Consider the following 19,780-nt stretch of genomic DNA (forward strand, 5'->3'; position numbering starts at 1 on the left):
ACATGCCGCTCGACGCCGAACGGGCCCGGCGCGACCTCAAGGCCGTCTGTCTCGCCGTCGTGTGCGAACCGAAGGCCGAGGCACGACTGCGCTCCTTCACCGACCGCGGCCACACCGACCTCGTCGGGGCCGCGGTCTTCGGCTGTCTGCTGCACCTGGCCGGGATGCGCGAGGGCGCCCGCTTCTGGTGGCAGTTCGCCGCCGGCTCGGGCCGGGCACGGACCGCACCGGCCGCCTACTGCCTCTTCCTCGACCACTCGCGACGCGGCGAGCACCACGACGCCCGGATCTGGGCGGTCGAACTGGGCCGTCGCGGGTTCCGCCCGGGCGGCCGCCGTGACCTGCGGGAGGTACGGCTGTGCGCGCAGGCGGCCGTCCTGCGCTACGTCGGCCAACTCGACGACCCCGACCTGGGCCCGGTGCCGCTGCCCAAGCCGGGGCTGGCCTCGGTGATCGCCGCGTTCCGCCCCCCGGCGGTACCGGCGGAGCCCACCCGGTTGGGTGCCGGCCCACTGCGCCACCCGTCCCTGACGGCGGCGGCCCGGGTCAGCGGCTCCGGCGCCGGCCCGGGGGAAGCACTGGCGGAGGCCCGCCGCGCCCTGGCCGTCGTACGGGTCCTCGAACGGCATCCGCTGGGCGTCCGGGCCGGCCGGCTCGCGCGGGAGGCGGGGCTGGCGGAGGCGGAGCTGCGTCCGCTCCTGTCGATGCTGTGCGAGGAGGAGTACGCGTACCGTCCGGGCGCGGAGGTCTACGGCCGGGGGCCGGCCCTGGACCGGCTCGCCGCACCCGGCCGTACCGGCCTGGCCGAGCAGTTGCAACGGACCCTGGCGCTGGCGCGGGACAGCGCGGGCGCCGCCGTCTACCTCAGCCGGTACGCGGACGGCGAGGTCCGGATCACGCAGATGGCGGACGGGCCCGGGACCCCGCCGGTGCGGGAGTGGGTGGACTTCCGGGCCGCCGCGCACGCCAGCGCCGTCGGCAAGTGCCTGCTGACCCAGCTCGACCACGACACGCGGGCCGATCACGTGGCCCGGCACCGCCCGGCGCGGCTCACCCGGCAGACCATCACCGACAGCCGGGTCCTGTTCAACGCCCTGGACGCGATGGCTCCGGGATCACCCGTCTTCGACCTGCGCGAGTACTCACCGGGCGTCGTCTGCGCCGCCGTCCCGATCGCGGCGGGCGACGCCGCGGGAAGCCTCGCCCTCTCGCTCCCCGCCACCCACGCGCACCGGCTGCGGCAGGCCACCGGGGCGCTGCGCCGCAAGGCCGTCCCGGTGCTCCTCGCGCTGCTCCTGACGGGGGCGATCCCGCCCGATGCCGCGGATGTGCCGAACCTACCGGACACCGGGTCCCCGGCGGAGCCGGTGGGCGGCCCTGTGCCGCAGCCGGCGGCGGGTGCGGCGGGCATCACCCCGGAGGTCCTGCGCCATCTGCGGAACATGTTCCGTACGCCGCTGACCGGGGCGGCGACCGCTTCCGCCCCCGGCGGCCCGCACCTGGTCAGCGACTCCGCCTCGGCGGCCGCGTACCTCTTCGACGCCGCCCTCGACAGCGGGCCGCCGCGCCTGGCCCTGCCGCGCACCTTCGGCCCGCTCGGCCCGGGGAGCCTGTCCACGCCCGGCGGGCTGGTGGTGCTGCGGGCGTGGGACTGAGGCGTCAGCCGCCCGGGGTGAAGGAGTCCAGGGCGGCGTCGAAGTGGCCGCGCGCCTCGGCCGCCCGGCCGACGGGCGCGGAGACCCAGACGTCGTACATGCGGCCGTTCTCGTCCCAACACAGGTCGAAGGTGTGCCGGGCGCCCTCGGTTGTGGTGAAGCCGTTCCAGGTGAACTCCCAGAGGGCGGCGGGCAGTCCGTTGTGGGTGGTGGGGACGACCGAGGCGTTGCGGTAGCCCGGGTTGGTGTCGGCTCCGCCCGCGTCGGAGGCCCGCATGACGGCGAGCGGACCGCCGGAGACCGCCGGCTTCGTCTTGACCCCGATGCGGAACGCACCGTCCGGGGAGACGTAGAAGACCCGCTCGGAGTCGGTGCCGCGCTGGTAGCCCTGGGGGACGGCGATGCCGAACCCTTCCGGGTCGGCCATGGTGACGTAACCGGCGGGCGCCCGCTTGGCGGTCGCGGCGGCGGGCCGGGAGGACGACGACGTGGCCGGCGCCGAGGGGGTCGGAGTCATGGCGTGCGGGGACGCGGGGGCGGCGCTCGCGGGCGTCGGCGAGAGCGCCGTACCGGCGGCCGGCCCCTGTGAACCGCCCCGGAGCAGCGAGGTCACGGCCAAAGTGGCCACCACCGCCACGGCGACGAGGGCGGCCGACAAGGCGGCCCGCAGCCCCGGCCCGACCGCTCGCGACGGGACCACGGCGGCGGTCGCGGGCGCGGGCGCCGGCAGGGGGGCGGTCGCGGGCAGGGGCGCGGGCGCCGGCAGGGGGGCGGTCGCGGGGGCGGGTGGGACCGTGGGCGGCACCGCGTCGACGGGCTCGGGCCCGGCCGGGCCGTACAGCGGAATCCGCCCCGTGGCCACGTACGCCGACAGCAGCCGTTCCGCCTCGGCCGCCCCCAGCCGGCGCTCGGGGTCACGCTCCAAGAGCCCGCGGATGACCGGACGCAGCGGACCCGCCTGCGCCGGCGGTTCGATCTCGTCGTGGACGACGGCGTGCAGGACCCCGCCGAGCGAATCGCGGTGGAAGGGCGACTTCCCGGTCAGCGCGGCGCACAACAGCACGCCGAGCGACCACAGGTCGGAGGCCGGACCGGCCGCCGCGCCCCGCATCCGCTCGGGCGAGGTGTACTCGGGCGAGCCGATGAACGCGCCGGTCTCGCTGATCGTGGTGACCCCGGCGAGGTGGGCGATGCCGAAGTCCGTGAGCACCACCCGCCCCGTCCCGGCCTCCATCAGGACGTTCGCCGGTTTGACGTCGCGGTGCAGCACCCCGCGCGCGTGCGCCGCGCCCAGCGCGCCGAGCAGCGCGAGGCCGGTCCGCGCCGTCTCCTCGACGCTCAGCGGCCCGCCGGCGGAGAGCCGCTCGGCGAGCGAACCGCCGTCGATGAGCTCCATCACGATGTGCGCACTGCCCTCATGGTTCACGACGTCATGGACCACGACGACGTGCGGATGCCTGACCTGTGCGACGGTCCGGGCCTCGCGCAGGGCTCCGCTGGTCTCACGGTCACCGTCGAGGTGGAGTTCCTTGACGGCGACGGCCCGCCCGAGCAACTCGTCCTCGGCGCGCCATACGGTGCCCATCCCACCCCGGCCCAGCCGCTTCTCCAGGCGGTAACGACCGCCGATCACAGCACTGTTGCGTGGCTCGCCCTGCGACACGTTCTCCCCCTAGACCCGTTCCCGGCCATGATGCCGCACCGGGCATCGCCTGGGGGGAGCGGACGCAGGGGGCGCAAACGCAAAAGAACCCCACCGGAGTGGGGTTCTTCGCTGGTGTCCGAGGGGGGACTTGAACCCCCACGCCCGATAAAGGGCACTAGCACCTCAAGCTAGCGCGTCTGCCATTCCGCCACCCGGACCAGGTGGTCGGCCCCGGTTTCCCGCGGCGACATGGACAACAATAGCAGGGGATCGAGGTGGTTCCGACCAGGTATTCGGTCCGGGAGGCTGCCGGCGCACCGCGCTGACCTGCGGGCATGGCCCGGCCGGTGGGTCAGGGGCAGTGGATGACCTGTCCCGCGTACGAGAGGTTGCCGCCGAAGCCGAACAGCAGGACCGGGGCGCCCGAGGGGATCTCGCCGCGCTCGACCAGTTTCGACAGGGCCATCGGAATGCTCGCGGCGGACGTGTTGCCGGAGTCCACGACGTCCCGGGCGACGACCGCGTTGACCGCGCCGATCTTCGCGGCGAGCGGCTCGATGATGCGCAGGTTGGCCTGGTGCAGGACGACGCCGGCCAGCTCCTCCGGGGTGATGCCGGCCTTCTCGCAGACCTTGCGGGCCAGGGGTGGCAGCCGGCTGGTGGTCCAGCGGTAGACGGCCTGGCCCTCCTGGGCGAAGACCGGGGGCGTGCCCTCGATCCGGACCGCGTGGCCCATCTCCGGCACCGAGCCCCACAGCACGGGGCCGATGCGGGGCTCCGCGCACGCCTCGACGACGGCCGCGCCCGCGCCGTCGCCGGTCAGCACACAGGTGGTGCGGTCCGTCCAGTCGGTGATCTCGGTCATCTTGTCGGCGCCGATGACCAGGGCGCGGGTGGCGGCGCCCGCCCGGATCGCGTGGTCGGCGGTGGCCAGGGCGTGCGTGAACCCCGAACAGACGACGTTGATGTCCATGACGGCGGGCCCGCTGCTCATGCCCAGCTTGGCGGCGACGCGGGCCGCCATGTTGGGCGAGCGGTCGATCGCGGTGGAGGTGGCCACCAGGACGAGGTCGATGTCGCCGGGGAGCAGCCCGGCGTTCGCGAGGGCCTTGCCGGCGGCCTGGTAGGCCAGCTCGTCGACCGGCTCCTCGGGCCCCGCGATGTGGCGGGTCCTGATGCCGACCCGCGAGCGGATCCACGCGTCGTTGGTGTCGACCATCGCCTCGAGGTCCTCGTTGGTGAGCACTTTCGCGGGCTGGTAGTGCCCCAGCGCCACCACACGTGAACCGGTCATGGGCGCGATCCCTCTCGTACGACTGTCAGGTTCACCCAGCTTTGCCTGCTACCGGCGGGTACGGGTGCGTGTGACCCGACAGGATTAAGGGCCCGTAATTTGGAGAATTCAGAGGATCTTCCTGCCGGGGGCGTCCGGAACGGCGCATCCGGGAGAATGGGCGCGGCAGGTACGGGACGACCCGTACGCACGTCAGAGCGGTAGCAGCGACAGAACGGTGGACAGATCACATGGGACGGGTCACCGAACGCCGTCGCGTCGTCCGGATCCGCGGCGGTGTGGCCGGGACCCGGCCGGACACGCTCGTGGCCGAGGAGCCGCTGGAGATCCGGCTGAACGGCAAGCCGCTGGCCATCACGATGCGCACGCCGGGCGACGACTTCGCGCTCGCGGTGGGCTTCCTGGTCAGCGAGGGCGTACTCGCGCACGCCTCGGACGTGCAGGCCGTCACCTACTGCGAGGGGGCGACGGACGAGGGGACGAACACCTACAACGTGGTGAACGTGCACCTCGCGGCCGGGGTCGCACTGCCCGACATCTCGCTGGAGCGGAACGTCTACACCACCTCCTCCTGCGGCCTGTGCGGGAAGGCCAGCCTGGACGCGGTCCGGACGGCGACCCGCTTCCCGGGGCTCGCCGCGGACCCGGTGCGGGTGAGCGCGGCGGTCCTCGGGGAGCTGCCGGACCGGCTTCGCGCGGTGCAGAAGGTCTTCGACCGGACCGGCGGCCTGCACGCGGCGGCCTTGTTCTCGGCGCGGGGCGAGCTGCTGGACGTACGGGAGGACGTGGGCCGGCACAACGCGGTGGACAAGATCGTCGGCCGGGCACTCCAGGACGGGCGGCTCCCGCTGGGCGGGGCCGTGCTGCTCGTGTCGGGTCGGGCCTCCTTCGAACTGGCGCAGAAGGCGGTGATGGCCGGGATACCCGTGCTGGCCGCGGTCTCGGCCCCGTCCTCCCTGGCGGTCGACCTCGCGCTGGAGTCGGGGTTGACCCTGGTGGGGTTCCTGCGCGGGCAGGACATGAACATCTACGCGGGCGAGGAGCGGGTGACGCTCTGAGGCCCTGAGGCCGGTCGGCCTCACCCTTGGAGCGCCTCACCTCTTGGAGCGCCCCCGGCGGGTTCCGCGGGCGGCCGGCTTCTGGTCGGGGGCCGGGGGGGCGATGCGGTGCAGGTCCAGGGTCGCGGGCAGCGGGCTCGCGCCCGGGCCGCCGGACTCGGCCCAGGCGATGATCTCGTCGGTCGCGGTGTCGTCGAGGGCCCAACCGAACCAGGCCGCCTTGGCACCCCGGCGCCGGGCCTCGCTGGTCGGCTGGACCACGATCACGTTGGCCTGGGCGCAGGGGCCGAGGCAGTCGCTCGTACGGACCGCCAGGCGCCCCCCGGAAGCGGCGGCGGCCTCCCGGAGCCGGGCCAGTTGGCCGGCGTGGTCGGTGCCGGGGTTCTTGCGGGGGTCCCCGCAACAGCAGCCTCGGCAGACCACCAGGGTGCACGGGCGTTCGGCATGGGCGGAGAGCGGGCGTATCCAGGTCACCGACGCACGTTACCGGGCCCGCGCGGTGGGGTGTTGGAGCGTTCGGGAGACGTCCGCCACACGGTCGGTGGGCAGTTCGGTGCCGGCGCCGGCAAGCGGGTCCCGGGCACGGCGGCGGGCCAGTACCGCACAGACCATCAGCTGCATCTGGTGGAACAGATCAAGGGCAGCGCCGCCAGTGCGGCCTGCGGGCCGAACAGCACGCCGGCCATGGGCAGTCCGGCGGCGAGGCTCTTCTTCGATCCGGCGAACTGGATGGCGATGCGGTCCTCGCGGCCGAAGAGCGGGCTGGTCGCGGCGGCCCGCGCGGGGCTGGGCGTGATGGCGCACACCCGGGGTCTGGTCCCGCCGGGTCTGGTCCGGGTCGGCGGGCTTCCCGAACTGCGGCCGGTGGAGTTCACGCGCTCCAGGGGCGGCGTCCGAGCCCGGCCTCGGACGCCCTGGCCGCCGCCGTCCTCGCCGGCGGCGACCGGCTGAGCCGACCTGCCTGAGCCGCCCGGCCCGAGGTGACCGATCCAAGCCGCCCGGCCCGAGGTGACCGGCCCGAGGTGACCGGCCCGAGGTGACCGGCCCGAGGTGACCGATCCGACCACCGCCACCGGGCCGCGCCATCGGACCATCGGGCCGCCCCCGCCCAGGTCACACGCGCCCCCAACGGTCCGGGGGGATCTTGTGGAGGTTTCCCAAGGGGTGCCGGTCCTCCCGGTCCGTGGGATAGCGTCGCGGCGCCGCACGAAGAGGAGCGGGATGTTGCGCGAGTTCACCGTCCCACCCGTGGTCGCAGGAACGCCGTCCGGCGGCCTGGCCGACATCGTGTTCCAACATGCCCGCGAGGACCCGGGCCGGGTGGTGCTCGGCCGCAAGACGGACGGCGTCTGGGGCGACGTCACCTCCGGCGAGCTCGCCGAGGAGGTGCTGGCGCTCGCGAAGGGGCTGCTGGCCCAGGGCGTCGGCTTCGGCGATCGGGTCGCGGTCATGTCGCGGACCCGGTACGAGTGGACCCTGTTCGACTTCGCGCTGTGGGCCATCGGCGCCCAGCCGGTACCGGTGTACCCGACGTCCTCCGCCGAGCAGGTGCACTGGATCCTCCACGACTCCGCGTGCACGGGCTGCGTGGTGGAGAACGAGGACCAGGCCATGACGGTCGGCTCGGTCATCGAGCGGCTCCCCGCCCTGCGCCGGTTGTGGCAGCTCGACGCCGGCGCCGTGGCGGAGCTCGTCGCGGACGGGGCCCAGGTCGCTCCCGACGTGGTGCACCGGCACCGCCGGGCGGTCACGCCGGACGCGGTCGCCACCGTCATCTACACCTCCGGCACCACCGGCCGCCCCAAGGGTTGTGTCCTCACGCACGAGAACTTCATGTTCGAGGCCGACACGATGGTGACCCGCTGGGAGTCGGTCTTCCGGGCGGGGGCGGGCGAACAGCCGTCCACCCTGCTCTTCCTGCCGTTGGCGCACGTCTTCGGGCGGATGGTGGAGGTGGCCGCCGTCCGCGCCCGGGTCAAGCTCGGGCACCAGCCGGTGCTGGCGGCGGCCGAGCTGTTGCCCGATCTGGCCGCGTTCCGGCCGACCTTCGTGCTGGGGGTCCCGTACGTCTTCGAGAAGGTGTTCGCGGCGGCCCGCCGCAAGGCGGAGGCCGAGGGGCGCATCGGTGCCTTCGACCGGGCGGTGGACACGGCAGTGCGCTACGCGGAAGCGCGCGAGCAGAAGGCCTTCGGCACCGGCCCCGGCCCGTCCGCCGGCCTGCGCATGGAACACCAGCTGTTCGAGAAGCTGGTGTACGGGAAGGTCCGCCAGGCGATGGGCGGCCGGGTGCGTCATGCGATGTCGGGCGGGTCGGCGATGTCGCGCCGGCTGGGGCTGTTCTTCGACGGCGCGGGCATCACGGTGTACGAGGGCTACGGCCTGACGGAGTCCAGCGCGGCGGCCACCGCGAACCCGCCGGGCGCGACGAAGTACGGGACGGTGGGCCTTCCCATCCCGGGCGGCACCGTGCACATCGCCGATGACGGGGAGGTCTGGCTGCACGGCGCCCACGTCTTCTCCGGCTACCTGAACGACCCGCGCGGCACCGAGGAGGTGCTGCGCGGCGGCTGGCTGGCGACCGGGGACCTGGGCCGGCTGGACGAGGACGGCTACCTGACCATCACGGGGCGCAAGAAGGAGATCCTGGTGACCTCCAACGGCAAGAGCGTCTCGCCGACGGCCCTGGAGGAACGGGTGCGTTCGCATCCGCTGGTGTCGCAGTGCGTGCTGGTGGGCAACGACCGCCCGTACATCGCGGCGCTGCTGACGCTGGACGTGGAGGGCGTCGCGCACTGGCTGTCGATGCGCGGTCTGCCGCAGCGGGCCGCGGCGGAGCTGGTGCACGACAAGGACTTGACGGCGGAGGTGCGGCGGGCCGTGGTCGCCGCGAACACCCTGGTCTCGCAGGCGGAGGCGATCCGCACGTTCCGGGTGCTGACCGGGCAGTTCACGGAGGAGGGCGGGCTGCTGACCCCTTCGTTGAAGCTGAAGCGCAGGGCGATCGAGCACGCGTACGCGGTGGAGGTCGCCGCCATGTACGAGCGTTGACGGCGGGAATACGCCGCCGGCGCGGCCGGTTGTCGCCCGACGACGTGCGCCGTGGGCGCACCGGCACGACCGTCGCCGGAGCCCGGACCGGCGCGCCCCCACCCGTCCCGATCGCGAGGAACGACCCGACGTGAACCAGGTCCCCGGCATCAAGCTCAACAACGGCACCCTCATGCCCCAGCTCGGCTACGGCGTCTGGCAGGTCCCGGACGACGAGGCGGAGCGGGCGGTGGGCACGGCGCTGGAGGCGGGCTACCGCAGCGTCGACACGGCCGCGATCTACGGCAACGAGACGGGCACCGGCAAGGCGCTCGCCGCGTCCGGTCTGCCGCGCGAGGAACTGTTCGTCACCACGAAGCTGTGGAACGGGCCGTCGCGGCGCTGGGGCCGGGACGAGGTGCTGCGCGCGTTCGACGAGTCGCTGGACAAGCTGGCGCTGGAGTACGTCGACCTGTACCTGATCCACTGGCCGCGTCCGATGCGCGACGACTTCCCCGGCATCTGGCAGACCTTCGAGGAGATCGCCGCGAGCGGCCGCGCGAAGGCGGTCGGCGTGTCGAACTTCCGCCCGGCGGACCTGGAGCGGCTCGGCGAGACCTCCGATCTGGTTCCTGCGGTGAACCAGATCGAGCTGCACCCGCTGTTCCCGCAGACGGAACTGCGCGCGGTGCACACCCGGCTGGGCATCACCACCGAGGCGTGGTCGCCGCTGGGGCAGGGCAAGGACCTGCTGACCCTCCCCGCGGTCGCCGCGATCGCCGCGAAGCACGGGCGCAGCGCCGCTCAGGTGGTGCTGCGCTGGCACCTCGGGTCGGGGCACGTCGTCATTCCGAAGTCGGTCACCCCGGCGCGCATCCGGGAGAACCTGGACCTCTTCGGCTTCGAGCTCGACGCCGAGGACACGGCCGCGCTGAACGCCCTGGGCTCCGGCCCCTCGGCCCGCCGGATCGGTCCCGACCCGGCCGTCTTCGACGTCTGAGGGGCCGGCGTGAGCGTCCCGCGGGGGATCTACCGCATCCGCAACGTGGGCGGTGGTCTGCTGCTGCGGGTGGAGAGCGGGAATCGGGTGGCGGTCGCCCCGGCGGGGGCGGAGTGTCCGGCCGGCGCGCAGGAGTGGGAGGTCTCGCCGGTCCACAGCGGCGGCGGGATCGTACACATCGTCAACGTGCGCGCCGAACGCCGCCTCGATGTCGCGAACGCGTCGACGGAGAGCGGCGCCCGGGTGCAGGTGTGGAGGCCGAACGCCTTCGGCGCACAGGAGTGGATCGTCGAGGAGCACCTCGACGATCCGGGCGTGGTCTCGCTGATCGCGTGTGTCAGCGGGCTGTCGCTGGAGGTGGACGCGCAGGGCCGGGCGCGGCAGGGCGAGGACGCGGACTCGCCGGCGCAGTGGTGGCGTCTGGAGCCCCTCTGATCGACGACGTGGGTCCGGCCGCCGGGTCCCTGACACGTCCCCCGGGCACCCGGCGGCGAAGAAACGCCGGGCGTCGGCGGCAGCGGGTCGTCAGCGGGCGGCGAAGCCTCTGACGAAGCCCTGGAGGCGGTACGTCGGTTCGGGACGCGGGGTGTCCTGGTCGGGCAGCCGCTTCAGCCGGTCCGCCAGCTCCGGCGCCGTGATGCCGCGGGGGCTGATCCGGGAGGCGTAGCGCCCGGCCAGCAGCGCCTCGGCCGCGCCGCGCGGGGTGCGGCCCTGGCCGTGGCCCGCGAACAGGGCGTCCCCGTACGGCCGCAGCCCCGCATCGGCCGCGTACGCGGTGATCCGCGCGGCCGCGTCCGCGGCGGCGCGGGTCAGGTGGGGGGCGAACACCTCGTCGATGTCGCTGTCCACGTCGTGCGCGGCGTCCTTGTCGACGGTGGTCAGGAAGACCCCGCCGGGGCGCAGCACGCGCCCGGCCTCGGCGACCACGGCCGCCGCCGCGCCCGGTTCCCGCAGCAGGTGCAGCAGCCACACCGCGCTCACCGCGTCCGACGAGGCCGCCGGCAGGGGCAGCCGGTCCGCGCGGGCCAGGACGACCGGAACCCCGCGCCGCGAGGCCGCCGCGGCCATCCCGTACGAGGCGTCGGCGCCCAGGACCCGCAGGCCGCGCCGGATGAGCCGGCTGGTGACGATGCCGGTTCCGCAGCCCACGTCCACGAGGGTGGCGGCGGTGGGCGGGAGGAGGCCGAGGACCGCCGCGGCGGCCGCCTCGGCGCGCGGGGCGCCGCCGCGGGTGGCGTCGTAGACCTCCGCCTCCGCGTCGTAGTCGACCAGCGGCGCCGGCCCCGCTGCCGGCATCAGCGGGCCCCGTGGGCGGGGGCCAGCGCCTCCAGGCGTTCGGCGAGGGCGAAGTCGGTCTCGGTGACCGCGTCGCCCGCGCTGTGGGTGTTCACCGACACCCGGACCGAGTGGTAGCCGAGCGTGAGGTCCGAGTGGTGGTCCAACTCGTCCTGCACGACGGCGATGTGGGCGACGAGCGCGCTCGCCGCGAGGTGACTGCCCAGCCGGTACGTGCGCTGGATCCGGTCGTCCTCGTAGGCCCAGCCGGGAAGTTCCCGCAGCCGGTCCTCGATCTCCTTCTGGGAAAGCGGCTCACCCGACATCCACACGCTCCTTCACGACCGGTCGGCCCGACTGCCTGACGTGGTGTCAAGGTTCCCACACCAAGCGCCCCGGGGAAGGCCCCGCGCACGGCGCGTGCCGTTTCTTCCCGCCGGCCGCGCGGCTCCCCTGGGCGCGTCTCCCGCCCCCGATCCGCCGCGGTCGCGGGCGTTCCCGGTGGGTTAACGTCGGGCCATGACCTCTGCGAGTGTGGGCGCGCTGCTGCGTACGTGGCGGGAGCGGCGCGGGATCAGTCAGCTCGAACTGGCGGGGCGCGCCGATTCCTCGTCCCGGCACATCAGCTTCGTGGAGAACGGCCGGTCCCGGCCGAGCGAGGAGATGGTGCTGCGGCTGGCGGAGCACCTCGACGTACCGGTACGGGAACGCAACGTCCTGCTGGTGGCGGCCGGTTTCGCGCCCCGGTACGCGTGCACCCCGCTGGACGCGCCCGAGATGGAGGTGCTGCGCCAGGGGCTGGAGCGGCTGCTGACCGGGTACGAGCCGTATCCGGCGCTGGTGGTGGACGCCACGTACCGGGTGGTCGCGGCGAACCGGGGCGTCACGATGCTGCTGGCGGGGGTGCCGGAGCGATTGTTGGAGCCCCCGCTGAACGTGATGCGGCTGACCCTGCACCCGGAGGGGCTCGCGCCACGCATCCGAAACCTGCGCGAGTGGCGCGGGCACCTGCTGGCGCAGATGGAACGGCAGATCGCGCTGGGCCGTTCGGAGCCGCTGCGCGCGCTGTACGAGGAGGTCTCGGCGTACCCGGTGGCGGGCCGGGCGGGCGACGACGAGCCGGCGGAAGCGGTCCCGTACATCGCGCTCCCGCTGGTGATCGAGCACGACGGGCACGTCCTGTCCTTCGTGTCGTCCGTCTCCACCTTCAACACGCCGCTGGACGTGACCGTCGCCGAGCTGGCCGTCGAGACCCTCCTGCCGGCCGACCCGGCGACGGCTGAGTACCTGCGCTCGGCGGGCCCCTGAACCGTCCGCGCGGCGGGTCGGGGGCGGGGCAGGGCCCCGGAGCCGAGTGCGCGGCCCCGGAACCCGGTGACCCCACTGTGCCGAGCGGGCCCCGCCCGGGTCGATTACCTCAGAGCTCCGCGAGGTCGAGGCCGGCCTGGGCGGCGGCCGCCCGGACGGTCTGCTCCAGCAGGACGGCGATGGTCATCGGGCCGACACCGCCAGGCACCGGGGTGATCAGCGAGGCGCGGGCGGCGGCCGACTCGAAGTGGACGTCACCGACGTTGCCCTCGTTGTAGCCGGCGTCCAGGACGACCGCGCCCGGTTTGATGTCCTCGCCCCGGATGAACTCCGCCTTGCCGACGGCGGCGACCAGCACGTCGGCCTGGCGCACGATCGACGGCAGGTCGCGGGTGCGGGAGTGACAGTAGGTGACGGTCGCGTTGCGCTCCAGCAGGAGCATCCCGGCCGGCTTGCCCAGGATCGCGCTGCGGCCGACGACCACGGCGTGCTTGCCGGTCAGGTCCACGTCGTACGCCTCCAGCAGCCGCATGATGCCGCCGGGCGTGCACGAGACGAAGCCGGGCAGGCCGAAGCCCATGGCGGCGAAGGAGTGCATGGTGACGCCGTCGACGTCCTTGCCGGGGGCGATGGCCTCGAAGGCGGCGCGCTCGTCGATGTGGTGCGGCACGGGGTGCTGGAGCAGGATGCCGCTGATCCGCGGGTCCTCGGAGAGCGCGGTGAGCGTGGCGACGAGTTCCTCGGTGGTGGTCGCGGCCGGCAGCTCCACGTGGCGGGAGGTGATCCCTGCCTTGGCGCAACGGTTCTGCTTCATCCGGACGTAGGTGACGGACGCCGGGTCCTCACCGACCAGCACGGTCGCCAGGCAGGGTGCGGTGCCGGTGCGCTCGGTGAGCTTCGCGGCGTACCCGGCGGTCTGCTCCGAGATGCGGCGGGCGAGGGCGGTGCCGTCCATCAGCCGGGCGGTACGGTTCGGGGTGTCGGCCTGGGCAGTCGTCATAGGGGTCTCCTGAGCGTCGCTGCGTATCGCGGTTCGCCCAGGCGCGCGGCAGTCGACGTACCGGAGCACGCCGGGCCGCTCCCCGGTGGTGATCCACCCGAACGCCAGTCACGGCCCGCCGTCCACTCTAGTCGACCCGCCGGGCGGACCCCGTCGGGCAGGCCCGGGCGGGCCGTGTGGCAACCCGTGGATCACCCGGCCCGAGCTGGGGGGACCCACATGACACGCACTTTCGACGATCTCGTCGCCGAGGCGGATTCCGTCTCCGTGGACGGCTGGGACGTCTCCTGGCTCGACGGCCGGGCGACCGAGCAGCGGCCCTCCTGGGGGTACCAGAAGCTGCTGGGCGAGCGACTGGCCGGCGTCCGGTCCGCCCTGGACATCCAGACCGGCGGCGGGGAGGTGCACGCGGGCGCCGGGCCGCTGCCCCGGCTGACGGCGGCCACCGAGTCCTGGCCGCCGAACGTGGCCAAGGCCACGCGGCTGCTGCACCCGCCCGGCGCGGTCGTGGTCGCGGACGCCGACGAGCCGCCGCTGCCGTTCGGCGCCTGGAAATCGTCGATCTGCGCTCCGAGCGACTTCGCACGGAGTTCCACGACATCGGAGCCGTGATCTACTTCTTGAGGAAGGTGATCCGGATGGTGCCGGGCTTCACGGTCGGGCACTGCCGCGACCGGCTGCGCGCACTGCACGAACGGATCGAGCGTGAGGGCCCGTTCGTCGCCCACACCGCCCGCTTCCTCATCGAGGCCCGCGAAGCGGGTTGAGGAAGGCGGTAGAAGGCGGGAGGGGGCGGACGGATCGGGGCCGGATCGGGTTGCGCGGACACAGCGTGGCGCAGGTCACTCAATTCAGCGCGTAACGAATCGACTCGGGCGTGCGATGAACCGACAGGTGTCCTCGCGCGGCCCGGAATGCAGAGCCCCCTGGGGTCTGTTTCCCGAGTTCGCGCGATGATGTCCCGCCCACCCCTTAATTGTTCGCAACGAGAGGCTCCTTGTGTCGCTCAGCCCGTCCCGTACGTTCCCTCCGGAGATCGCCGAATCGGAGGCCCTCGTCGCGCTCGTCGAGCGCGGCCGCGAGCAGGGTCACATCAACGGTGACGATGTGCGTCAGGCTTTCGAGGCCGGCCGCATCCCGGTGGACCAGTGGAAGCGGGTCCTGCGCAGCCTGAACCAGGTCCTGGACGAGGAGGGTGTCGCACTGCACGTCAGTGCGGCCCCCGCCACGAAGGCCGCCGTGAAGAAGCCCCGCAAGGCGGCGGCCGCGCCGGCCCGCACCGTGACCAAGAAGGCGGCGGCCGCGCCGCGCCCCATCGGTGCGCGCAAGGTCTCCGCCGCCGCGACCCCTGCCACCGCTGCGGCGATATCCGCTTCGCCGGCCACCGCCGCCGAGGACGAGGTGACGGCCGAGGCCGCCGCCGAGCCCAAGAAGCGCGTGGTCAAGAAGACCGCCGCCAAGAAGGCCACGGCCACGAAGAAGACGGCCGCGGCGAAGAAGACCGGCGCCAAGGACTCCGACGAGGCCGAGACCCCGGCCGTCGAGGGTGAGGACTGGGCGGTCGAGGACCTCGCCGACGAGGCCGAGGAAGAGACTCCCAAGGCCGGCGGCACCCAGGGCTTCGTCCTGTCGGACGACGACGAGGACGACGCCCCAGCGCAGACGGTCATGGTGGCCGGCGCGACCGCCGACCCCGTCAAGGACTACCTCAAGCTGATCGGCAAGGTGCCGCTCCTCAACGCCGAGCAGGAGGTCGAGCTCGCCAAGCGCATCGAGGCGGGCCTGTTCTCCGAGTACAAGCTCGAAGAGGAGGACGACCACAAGCCGGCGTTCAAGCGCGAGCTGGAGATCCTCGTCGAGGACGGCCGCCGTGCGAAGAACCACCTGCTGGAGGCCAACCTCCGTCTCGTGGTCTCGCTGGCCAAGCGCTACACGGGTCGCGGCATGCTGTTCCTGGACCTGATCCAGGAGGGCAACGTCGGTCTGATCCGCGCCGTGGAGAAGTTCGACTACACCAAGGGCTTCAAGTTCTCCACGTACGCGACCTGGTGGATCCGGCAGGCGATCACCCGCGCCATGGCCGACCAGTCGCGCACCATCCGCATTCCCGTGCACATGGTCGAGATCATCAACAAGCTGGCCCGGGTCCAGCGCCAGATGCTCCAGGACCTCGGCCGGGAGCCCACTCCGGAGGAGCTGGGCAAGGAACTCGACATGACCCCGGAGAAGGTCATCGAGGTCCAGAAGTACGGTCGCGAGCCGATCTCCCTGCACACCCCGCTGGGTGAGGAGGGCGACAGCGAGTTCGGTGACCTCATCGAGGACTCCGAGGCCGTGGTCCCGGCCGACGCGGTGTCCTTCACCTTCCTCCAGGAGCAGCTCCAGTCGATCCTGGGCACCCTCTCCGAGCGTGAGGCGGGCGTCGTCTCCATGCGGTACGGCCTCAACGACGGCCAGCCGAAGACGCTGGACGAGATCGGCCGCGTGTACGGGGTCACCCGTGAGCGCATCCGGCAGATCGAGTCCAAGACCATGTCGAAGCTGCGGCACCCGTCGCGTTCCCAGGTGCTGCGCGACTACCTGGACTGAGCGGGCCCGAACCGGAACCGGCCCGGCCCCCGTACCGTCGTGTACGGGGGCCGGACCGGTTCTTCATGTCACGACGTCGACCGCCGGGACCGTCGCGCGGCCATCACGGCGTGGCAGAGGACACCCGCGAAGAGGAAGAGGACGCCCTGGTAGACGGCCGCGTACCCGGCGCCCGCCACCAGCCACAGGGAGAAGGCGAAGGCGAGGCAGGCCAGGGCGGCGTCGCGGACCAGCCGGCCGCGCCGGACCCGGGAGGGCTGCCCGGAGGCCAGGAAGTGGATCTGCGCGGCGGTGGACAGCAGGTAGGGGACGGTCGCCGTGAAGGTGGTGACCAGCACCAGGACCTCGAAGACCCCGTCGCCGCCGGCGGTGTAGTTGTAGACGGTCAGCGCGGAGGCCAGGACGGAGGTCACGAGGACGCCGGCCACCGGCACCCCGCGCCGCTTGGTCTCGAAGACCTTGGGGAAGAGTCCGTCCCGGGCGGCGGCGTACGGGGTCTGGGCGCTGAGCAGGGTCCAGCCGTTGAGGGCGCCGACCATCGAGACCACCGCGGCGCAGGCGACGACGGTGCCGCCCCAGGTGCCGCCGAACATGGCGTCGACGGCGTCGGAGAACGGCGCTTGGGAGGCGACGAGCTTGTCGTGCGCGACCAGTCCGAAGACGGCGAGGGTGCCGAGCAGGTAGACGGCGGCGGCGCCCGCGGTGCCGAGGACGGTGGCCCGGCCGACGTTGCGGGCGGGGTCGCGGACCTCACCGGCGCTGACGGCGGCGGACTCGACACCGAGGTAGCTGAACAGCAGGATCGCGGCGGAGGCGGAGACCGCGCCGACGGGGCTCTGCCCGGTCGCCTGGAACGGTCCGAGGTTCGCCGGGTCGAAGGAGAACAGGCCGCCGACGGCCACCAGCAGGAGCGGTACGAACTTCAGTACGGTGGAGACGAGTTGGACGGCGCCCACGTACCGGGTGCCGGCCAGGTTGGCGAGCGCCGGCAGCCACTGGACGGCGAGGGCGCCCAGGCACATCGACCACGTGTGCGCGCCGAGCGCCGGGAAGAGCACGCGGAGGTAGCCGACGGCGGCCACGGCGAGGGCCGCGTTGGAGACCCAGGTGGTGATCCAGTAGCTCCAGGCGGCGAGGAACCCGGCGAAGTCGCCGAAGGCGGCGCGGGCGTAGACGTACGGGCCGCCGGTCTGCGGGAGCCGCTCGGCGAGGCGGCCGAAGACCAGGGCGAGGGCGATCGCGCCGAGGGTGAGGACGCCGAAGGCGACGAGGCTGATACTGCCGAACGGGGCCACCGAGGCGGGCAGGAGGAAGATGCCGCCGCCGATGATGTTGCCCATGACCAGGCAGGTCGCGATCGGCAGACCGAATCGGCGGGCGTGCGGGCCGCCCGCGCCGTCGGCCGGGGTGGTGGCCGGACTGTTGGCGGCCGGGGCGGTTTCCGGGGCGTGCAGGGTGGTGCTCACGGGTGGTGCGCCTCAGGTGTCTCATATGCCGGACGGGTCGGCATATCGTCGTGCACACCGGAAGCCGTACCAAATCAGCGGGTTTCGTCCTGTACGGGCACCCCTGCGGACGGAAGGATTCCGCTCGGGGCGGCCTCCGGCCGAGAATCCTCCGTGAGCGCGTCGACCGCCGCCCACACTCGCGCCGCGCCCTCCACCGGCACCTGTGGCCCGTCCGCCTCCCGCAGCCAGCGCCGCAGGACGTGGTGCACGGCCTCTGCGCCCACCGGTTCGGGCCCCGGATCGGACAGCTCCGGCGGCCACATCAGGAACGGGCGTTCCTGCTCGCCGCCGAGACCACCGTGCGAGCCGATCTGCTCCTCGAAGGCGTGCACCTCCCCCGTCCCGGGGTCGTAGGCCGAGTTGACCATGATGTCGGCCACGTGCGGGAAGGAGTTCGTCCGCCGGACGACCTCCGCCGCGCCGAGGCCGAAGTCCGCCAGCAGCGCCTCCGCCTCGCCGGGCCGGTCGAGCCGGGCCACCGCGCCGCCCGGGCCCAGCACCTCCCCGTCCACCAGGAGGAAGCCGACGCCCGGGTGGTTGGCCAGGGTCGGCAGCAGGGCCGGGTGGACGCGCTCGATCCAGGCCCGGCCGGCCCTCCCGGGTACGTCCGGGAAGGAGATCAGCCCGAGGTTGCCCGACGCCAGGACCACCGGGTCGGAACCGGTCACCGGGTGCGCCTCGTCGCCATCCTCCACCGGCCGGCGGAGGGCGGCGAGCACCGCCGCCCGCGCCTCGGCGCCGCTGCGGGTGTGACCGGCGCGGCGGGAGACCGGCAGCCCGCAGGCCGCCCGGACCAGGTCCTTCAAGGTGAGCCCGTACCGGCCGAGGAAGGTCTCCCCCGGGCTCTGGCCGTGGTCCGAGAGCAACACGATGCGGTAGGAGCGCGGGGCGTGCTCGGCGACCCGGGTGATCAGCGCGAGGCCGCGGTCGAGGCGCGCCAGTACCCGGTCGGTGTCCCGGCCGTGCGGACCCGAGTGGTGCGCGACCTCGTCGTAGGCGACGAGGTCCGCGTAGACGGCGGCGCGGCCGGCGAGCATGTCCCCGACCACCGCCGCCACGACCACGTCCCGTTCGACGACGGTCGCGAAGGCCCGGATCAGCGGGTACAGGCCGCCTCGGCCGACGCGGGGGTGCTGCCGGCGCACCCGGGCCCGCAGCGACTGGCCGATCTCCCGCACCACCTCGGCGACGAAGGAGACGGCGGTGCGGACGGCGTTGGCGGGGTCCGAGAAGTACGCGAAGTAGCCCGCGCGGGACCGGTTGGCGCGCCCGCGCCGGGCGGAGAGGGACAGGACCAGCGCGAGCTGGTCGGCGCCCCCGCTGAACAGGTTGCCCCGGCTGGCCCCGTCGAGGGTGAGCAGGCCGCCGTCGCCGGTGCGGGCGATGGCGCGCCGCTGGAGTTCGGCGGCGCAGGCGGGGCGGTTGCAGACCATCACCTGGCCGGTGTCCTTCTCGTACCAGCGGAAGGCCGGCACGTCGAAGGTCGAACCGTGCAGGATGCCGAGCTGGCCGGCGCCGGTCTGGCTGGACCAGTCCGTGCGCCAGGGCATGAGGCGGTGGTCCCGCTCCAGCAGGCCGGCAGCCGTCGGCATCAGGCCGCGCTCCAGCGCGCGGCGCAGTTCCTCGTGCCCGACCCCGTCCAGTTGCAGGAAGACCAGGCCGGGCGCCGCCCGGCCCGGGCCGCCCGGCCGGGTCCCGCGACCGCGCCGGCGACGCCGGTCGGCGAGCCGGTAGAGCCTGCGGCGGTAGGCCTCGTCGTCGCGTACGGCGAGCGCGGTGGACGTCGCCGACGCCACGGCGGACATCGCCGCGGCGACGACGACCGCCGTCTCGGGGGCCACCTCGCCGTGGCCGTCGGGGATCAGGCCGATCGCGATCAGCAGCAGCGAGCCGTTGAGGAAGAAGACGAGCAGGCCGAGGACCAGCGCGGGCACCAGCAGCAGGGCCCGGACCACCAACGGCCACACCAGCGCGCTCAGCAGGCCGAAGGCACCGGCGCCCAAGGCGGCGGTCAGGCCGATCCGGGTCAGGCTGTCCCCGCCGGGCCCTTCCGCCTGGAGGCGGAAGTCCGGCAGGACGCCCGCGAGCAGGAGCATGGTGAGCGTCGACACCGCCCACACGAGAATCACCCGTACCAGCGCACTGGCCGCCGTGCGCCACCACCGCCGTCGCCCCACGCCGTGCCCCCGTTCCCGGTCTCCCCTGCCAGCGTCGCACGGGTCGACTCGTCCGGGAGGGGCGCGCGGCGGGGCGCCCGGGGGAACGGGTCTACCTCTGATCTTGGCCAGTGCTCCGCCCTTCAGGGCGGGGGTGAAGGCCGTCTTTGGCCCGGAGGCGTGGAGCGCAGGAGTGCTCCGCGTCTTTGGGGTGACGGTCAGAGGGCCGCTGCTGGTTTTCGATGTACTGCTTGACGACGCTCTG

Annotated in this window: 14 protein-coding genes, 1 tRNA gene, 4 pseudogenes and 1 riboswitch; of the genes and pseudogenes, 9 read left to right on the forward strand and 10 right to left on the reverse strand. The window is 73.6% G+C overall.

The features are described 5' to 3' along the window. Positions 1-578: 578 nt before the first annotated feature. Positions 579-1,298: pseudogene (locus tag ABZ934_RS03180) on the forward strand (IclR family transcriptional regulator C-terminal domain-containing protein); the annotation flags it as partial. Positions 1,299-1,659: 361 nt separating this feature from the next. Here the strand turns inward: ABZ934_RS03180 and ABZ934_RS03185 are convergent. From ABZ934_RS03185 to ABZ934_RS03195, 3 genes are all read right to left on the reverse strand, one after another. Further along, positions 1,660-3,318 (reverse strand): serine/threonine-protein kinase, encoded by a 1,659-nt coding sequence (locus tag ABZ934_RS03185; RefSeq protein WP_361307919.1) that lies wholly within the window; start codon positions 3,316-3,318, stop codon positions 1,660-1,662. Between the two features lie 112 nt (positions 3,319-3,430). After that, positions 3,431-3,518, reverse strand: a tRNA-Leu gene (locus tag ABZ934_RS03190). 134 nt (positions 3,519-3,652) lie between these two features. Then, positions 3,653-4,594, reverse strand: a complete 942-nt coding sequence (locus tag ABZ934_RS03195) for a beta-ketoacyl-ACP synthase III (protein ID WP_361307921.1) — start codon at positions 4,592-4,594, stop codon at positions 3,653-3,655. A gap of 230 nt (positions 4,595-4,824) precedes the next feature. Here ABZ934_RS03195 and fdhD point away from each other — a divergent pair, with 230 nt between their 5' ends. Further along, positions 4,825-5,652 carry a formate dehydrogenase accessory sulfurtransferase FdhD gene (fdhD, locus tag ABZ934_RS03200; RefSeq protein WP_361307923.1) on the forward strand — a complete coding sequence of 276 codons (828 nt, stop codon included), beginning with the start codon at positions 4,825-4,827 and terminating at the stop codon, positions 5,650-5,652. Between the two features lie 36 nt (positions 5,653-5,688). Here the strand turns inward: fdhD and ABZ934_RS03205 are convergent, their stop codons facing one another. Further along, complete coding sequence (locus ABZ934_RS03205) at positions 5,689-6,126, reverse strand: (2Fe-2S) ferredoxin domain-containing protein (RefSeq protein ID WP_361307925.1); 438 nt, start codon at positions 6,124-6,126, stop codon at positions 5,689-5,691. Between the two features lie 9 nt (positions 6,127-6,135). Further along, positions 6,136-6,407 (reverse strand): annotated as a pseudogene (locus tag ABZ934_RS03210) (bile acid:sodium symporter); the annotation flags it as partial. A gap of 1 nt (position 6,408) precedes the next feature. Here ABZ934_RS03210 and ABZ934_RS03215 point away from each other — a divergent pair. The 4 genes and pseudogenes from ABZ934_RS03215 to ABZ934_RS03230 form a co-directional block, all read left to right on the forward strand. Beyond that, positions 6,409-6,617 (forward strand): annotated as a pseudogene (locus ABZ934_RS03215) (LysR family transcriptional regulator); the annotation flags it as partial. Positions 6,618-6,876: 259 nt separating this feature from the next. Further along, positions 6,877-8,700 carry a long-chain fatty acid--CoA ligase gene (locus tag ABZ934_RS03220; protein WP_361308699.1) on the forward strand — a complete coding sequence of 608 codons (1,824 nt, stop codon included), beginning with the start codon at positions 6,877-6,879 and terminating at the stop codon, positions 8,698-8,700. A 130-nt stretch (positions 8,701-8,830) separates the two neighbouring features. Continuing rightward, complete coding sequence (locus tag ABZ934_RS03225; RefSeq protein WP_361307927.1) at positions 8,831-9,679, forward strand: aldo/keto reductase; 849 nt, start codon at positions 8,831-8,833, stop codon at positions 9,677-9,679. Positions 9,680-9,688: 9 nt separating this feature from the next. Beyond that, positions 9,689-10,114, forward strand: a complete 426-nt coding sequence (locus tag ABZ934_RS03230; protein ID WP_361307929.1) for an RICIN domain-containing protein — start codon at positions 9,689-9,691, stop codon at positions 10,112-10,114. Positions 10,115-10,204: 90 nt separating this feature from the next. Here ABZ934_RS03230 and ABZ934_RS03235 read toward each other — a convergent pair whose 3' ends face one another. Continuing rightward, a complete protein-coding gene (locus ABZ934_RS03235; RefSeq protein ID WP_361308701.1) occupies positions 10,205-10,951 on the reverse strand; it encodes a class I SAM-dependent methyltransferase in 747 nt (248 codons plus the stop codon). A 23-nt stretch (positions 10,952-10,974) separates the two neighbouring features. Next, the gene (locus ABZ934_RS03240; RefSeq protein ID WP_361307931.1) at positions 10,975-11,280 is read right to left on the reverse strand and encodes a 4a-hydroxytetrahydrobiopterin dehydratase; all 306 of its coding nucleotides are present in this window, start codon (positions 11,278-11,280) and stop codon (positions 10,975-10,977) included. Positions 11,281-11,473: 193 nt separating this feature from the next. Between ABZ934_RS03240 and ABZ934_RS03245 the strand changes: the two genes are divergently transcribed. After that, positions 11,474-12,262: a helix-turn-helix transcriptional regulator gene (locus ABZ934_RS03245; RefSeq protein ID WP_361307933.1), complete on the forward strand. Its 789-nt coding sequence runs from the start codon at positions 11,474-11,476 to the stop codon at positions 12,260-12,262. Positions 12,263-12,371: 109 nt separating this feature from the next. Here the strand turns inward: ABZ934_RS03245 and ABZ934_RS03250 are convergent, their stop codons facing one another. Further along, positions 12,372-13,262: a bifunctional 5,10-methylenetetrahydrofolate dehydrogenase/5,10-methenyltetrahydrofolate cyclohydrolase gene (locus tag ABZ934_RS03250; protein ID WP_361307935.1), complete on the reverse strand. Its 891-nt coding sequence runs from the start codon at positions 13,260-13,262 to the stop codon at positions 12,372-12,374. Positions 13,263-13,290: 28 nt separating this feature from the next. Then, positions 13,291-13,384: riboswitch (ZMP/ZTP riboswitch) on the reverse strand. Positions 13,385-13,481: 97 nt separating this feature from the next. Here ABZ934_RS03250 and ABZ934_RS03255 point away from each other — a divergent pair. Both ABZ934_RS03255 and ABZ934_RS03260 read left to right on the forward strand, forming a co-directional pair. After that, positions 13,482-14,029: pseudogene (locus ABZ934_RS03255) on the forward strand (hypothetical protein). A gap of 232 nt (positions 14,030-14,261) precedes the next feature. Next, complete coding sequence (locus ABZ934_RS03260) at positions 14,262-15,851, forward strand: RNA polymerase sigma factor (protein ID WP_361307937.1); 1,590 nt, start codon at positions 14,262-14,264, stop codon at positions 15,849-15,851. A gap of 68 nt (positions 15,852-15,919) precedes the next feature. Here the strand turns inward: ABZ934_RS03260 and ABZ934_RS03265 are convergent, their stop codons facing one another. Next, complete coding sequence (locus ABZ934_RS03265) at positions 15,920-17,215, reverse strand: amino acid permease (RefSeq protein WP_361308703.1); 1,296 nt, start codon at positions 17,213-17,215, stop codon at positions 15,920-15,922. 176 nt (positions 17,216-17,391) lie between these two features. Continuing rightward, positions 17,392-19,488 carry a phage holin family protein gene (locus ABZ934_RS03270; RefSeq protein WP_361307939.1) on the reverse strand — a complete coding sequence of 699 codons (2,097 nt, stop codon included), beginning with the start codon at positions 19,486-19,488 and terminating at the stop codon, positions 17,392-17,394. Positions 19,489-19,780: the final 292 nt, after the last annotated feature.

It is taken from the genome of Streptomyces sp. NPDC046557, from assembly GCF_040645975.1.
GTDB lineage: Bacteria > Actinomycetota > Actinomycetes > Streptomycetales > Streptomycetaceae > Streptomyces.

Bases quoted from the DNA above. Each gene is read 5' to 3' on its own strand.
- ABZ934_RS03245 (WP_361307933.1), top strand. From the start codon at position 11,474: ATGACCTCTGCGAGTGTGGGCGCGCTGCTGCGTACGTGGCGGGAGCGG.
- ABZ934_RS03195 (WP_361307921.1), bottom strand. From the start codon at position 4,594: ATGACCGGTTCACGTGTGGTGGCGCTGGGGCACTACCAGCCCGCGAAA.
- fdhD (WP_361307923.1), top strand. From the start codon at position 4,825: ATGGGACGGGTCACCGAACGCCGTCGCGTCGTCCGGATCCGCGGCGGT.
- ABZ934_RS03240 (WP_361307931.1), bottom strand. From the start codon at position 11,280: ATGTCGGGTGAGCCGCTTTCCCAGAAGGAGATCGAGGACCGGCTGCGG.
- ABZ934_RS03250 (WP_361307935.1), bottom strand. From the start codon at position 13,262: ATGACGACTGCCCAGGCCGACACCCCGAACCGTACCGCCCGGCTGATG.